At 35.7% G+C, this 703-nt stretch carries 1 protein-coding gene and 1 pseudogene; both read left to right on the forward strand.

Annotated features, from left to right (window positions below):
* Positions 1 to 485, forward strand: a 485-nt coding sequence (locus tag D8792_RS11065; RefSeq protein ID WP_125374016.1) for a hypothetical protein, incomplete at its 5' end; no start/stop codon positions are given.
* A 23-nt stretch (positions 486 to 508) separates the two neighbouring features.
* Positions 509 to 703 (forward strand): annotated as a pseudogene (locus D8792_RS11785) (virulence protein); the annotation flags it as partial.

Below are 703 nucleotides of genomic sequence, written 5' to 3' on the forward strand. Positions count from 1 at the left end.
TGATTGAATTGATTCAAGATAAATATGAAACGTATTGGAATGATATTGATAGACATATTCACTTAGAAAAATCGAAAGAGAACGGTCAAAACATAGGAATTATTTATGTTATTGATAACGATAATCAAATTGAAAGTAAGATTTCATCTAAGGATGGTGAGGTATTATTCAGTTATAACAATAGATTACAGGGAAACAAGCGTGTTGAAATTAGTTGGATTCATGAGGAAAAGCAACTTAGTTATGCTGGAGAATACTGGAAATTGGTAGCCGATAATAATACGATTATCGAAAGTAGGACGGGAACTTCAGTAATTGTTTGGGAACAACGCTCGGACAATGCGATGAATCAGTTATATACAGTTGTGAATCAGATGAGAAAGATAGTTTTAAATCATTTGCTTCAGAAAATTTTGTACTATTCGATAGCCTTGGTCTGCTTTCTTTTGGGTTGGAAAATATACTCTCTTTTAAGGAGGGATTGAAATTCGCAGGGGTTCTGAACTTCAATAAAGCTTCTAGGGATATGATGCTATCGGACGATGGCGATGCCTACTATCGTGCCGAGTTAAAGAAGCGCTTGAAAGGTCACGACAAGTCCGAATGGGACAAAATAATTGACGACTACAATCACACTCTTAAGTTTGATGAAACAGGGAATATCATTGACATTCATCCCTTGGAACAAGGCTATGTCGTTTCA

Source organism: Streptococcus cristatus (assembly GCF_003943505.1).
Taxonomy (GTDB): domain Bacteria; phylum Bacillota; class Bacilli; order Lactobacillales; family Streptococcaceae; genus Streptococcus; species Streptococcus cristatus_E.